The sequence below is a fragment of the Vibrio sp. V43_P6S15P86 genome, from assembly GCF_009904725.1.
Lineage (GTDB): Bacteria > Pseudomonadota > Gammaproteobacteria > Enterobacterales > Vibrionaceae > Vibrio > Vibrio diabolicus.
This window is the reverse complement of the sequence record NZ_WXWT01000371.1, coordinates 1-2,427: the sequence shown is the minus strand read 5'-3', so window position 1 is coordinate 2,427 and position 2,427 is coordinate 1. Positions and strand designations below refer to the sequence as shown.

The 2,427-nt window shown below is 40.7% G+C and carries 3 protein-coding genes and 1 pseudogene; 3 read left to right on the top strand and 1 reads right to left on the bottom strand.

The features are described from left to right. The coding region (locus tag CAG69_RS16855; RefSeq protein ID WP_202600805.1) for a Mu transposase C-terminal domain-containing protein at window positions 1–691 on the top strand (691 nt) is incomplete at its 5' end. 2 nt (window positions 692–693) lie between these two features. Continuing rightward, on the top strand, window positions 694–1,677 hold the full coding sequence (locus CAG69_RS16850; RefSeq protein ID WP_337247421.1) for a TniB family NTP-binding protein: 984 nt from the start codon (window positions 694–696) through the stop codon (window positions 1,675–1,677). A gap of 19 nt (window positions 1,678–1,696) precedes the next feature. Here CAG69_RS16850 and CAG69_RS16845 read toward each other — a convergent pair whose 3' ends face one another. After that, window positions 1,697–2,005 carry a helix-turn-helix domain-containing protein gene (locus CAG69_RS16845; protein ID WP_065299314.1) on the bottom strand — a complete coding sequence of 103 codons (309 nt, stop codon included), beginning with the start codon at window positions 2,003–2,005 and terminating at the stop codon, window positions 1,697–1,699. 101 nt (window positions 2,006–2,106) lie between these two features. On the opposite strand from CAG69_RS16845, the pseudogene CAG69_RS16840 reads away from it, so the two are divergent. Continuing rightward, window positions 2,107–2,427 (top strand): annotated as a pseudogene (locus CAG69_RS16840) (hypothetical protein); the annotation flags it as partial.

The window sequence follows — 2,427 nt, the reverse complement described above, 5'->3', positions numbered from 1 at the left end:
TGCTGATAGTCGTTATAAAAGAATACCAAACCTTTATTGGAAACAAAGCTATGACTCTTTACCACCACTAAAACTCTTACCCGAGCAAGAGCAAGCATTTAGCGTAGTTATGGGGATTCTTAAATATAGAAAACTGACAGATAAAGGTATCAAATTCATGTATTTAGAATATGACTGTGTGGCGCTGTCTGATTATCGAAAAACGTACCCCCAAACAAACGAGTCTTCAAAAAAGAAAATAAAAGTAGACCCAGATGATTTATCCGCTATTTATGTTTACCTCGATGAACTTCAAGGGTACGTGAAGGTTCCGAGTAAGGACCCAATGGGTTACACCTTCAGATTGAGCGTTTGCGAACATGAAAAGATTTTGGCGGCTCATAGAACCTATATAAAGGGGGAAATGGATGTGCTGTCATTAGCAAAAGCTCGACTTGCACTGCATGACCGAATCGAATCAGAACAAGCAGAATTAATGCAGTTAACTCACACTGAGCGAAAACGAAAGGCGAAATCTACCAAGAAAGTTGCAGAAATATCGAGTGTTAATAGCGACACCCCTCATTCCAAACTAAGTGACAGAACACCTAAACCAAACAAAAAGGTCGCAGAGTCAGAAAAAAGCTCGGACACAACACCGCTAGAGAGCTTCAGAGCTAAATGGGACGAGCGCAGAAATCTAAGGAAATAGTTGTGACAGCAGCGAGAAGGAATTTAGATAGAGATGAAGTTTTAGCAAACTATCATGACTCATTTTCAATTTACCCAGAAGTTGAAAAAGTTCTCTCTGGACTCGAATGGATAATTAAACGCAGGAAGTTTGGCACTTTTGCGCCATCAATGCTTCTGACAGCAGGCACTGGTGCGGGTAAAACTGCCACTATTAATCACTTTATCGAGAAAAACTTATCAAGGAATGAAGTCCTTATTACTCGTGTAAGACCCTCGTTACTTGAGACTTTGCTATGGATGGCCAAAGAGCTTGGTGCTTACAGAAATAGCAGAGCTAAGCCTTCAGAGATTGGATTAACGGATCATGTGATTGATACATCGAAAAGAGTTGGGCTTAAGTTATTAGTTATTGAGGAGTGCCAAGAGTTGTTTGAACGAACCAGTCATAACCAGAGGCAGGATATTAGAGATCGCCTTAAAATGATTAGTGATGAGTGCCATTTGCCGATAGTGTTTGTAGGACTTCATAGTGCCGGGCTAATTTTAGAGGACTCTCAGTGGAACAGGCGAATTATGGTTCGACGCACACTTCCTTACATTAAGATCACAGATGAGTCCGCAATTGATAACTATTTAGATGTTTTACAAGCTCTGGAAAAAACGGTGCCTTTACGATTCAAGGTGCCGTTGACAGACTTCGATTTCGCAATGAGATTGTTATCAGCAAGCAAGGGTATACTTGGTGAAATTAAAGAGTTAATTGCAGCCGCACTAGAGGTCGCTTTGGAGAAAAATAAGGACTGTATTGACGAGGGGGACTTTGCTGCTGTTTACGAGAAAATTAACGATCCGAATGATATAAATCCTTTCACTGCGCAGATAGATGCTATAACCATAGAGCAAATAGCTTCTTATGAAAATTATGTAACCGATACCGAGACCGGTGAACTTCGTTTTGTAAAGCAGGTTTTTAGCAAACTATCGATACAGCAACTTGTTGGTTAATGAACCACCTTACTCAGAGTTAACTAGATGGTGTCAGTTTTTCTAATAACGCCGCCTTCTCTTCATCAGTCATCTTATCAATGGCACACGCCAATTCAGCGCTCAACTCGTTCCTACAGAAAAAGTAGTTCAAGGGAACGTCTAATTCTTCAGCCATTCGTTCTAGCGTTCCAATATCAGGTACGTGTCTACCTTTCTCATAGTGGTTCATTCGCCCACTAGCAGAACTTGGTTCCATACCAATTTTCACCCCTAAATCTTTTTGGGTGATCTTGGCTTTTTTACGCGCAGCTTTGAGCCTCGCTGGGATTGGGTTGTCTTTCTGCACTTACACATTTCTTTTCAACCTTTAGATAACTTAGATTGTCTAAGTTTTACTGATTTTTGTATACTTAGCAATCCTAAGTTTTCATTGCGTGCAAGAGTAAAATGAAGAAAGTAACCAGAATTAACCCTGATATGTTTAACCTATTGATTGAAAAAGGGATGGATGATTTCTCTGTTATAGAAGCTAGGGATGCTTTGCTAAATGGTACTTCAACCTTTACGAGCTGTGAAGACGCTCGAAAGTATGTCTATAAGCAACTTCTATCACTTGAGGAGAAAGGCTGGCTTTCTGTCACTGGGACTCGCAGGGGCAAGCGTTACCACCAAACCAACGACTTCAAAGCGCTCACAATTGAGCCTAGAACGCCAAGAAAAAGAAAGACCACAGAGGAATCAGTGACTGGTCAAATTCTCGATTCTTCC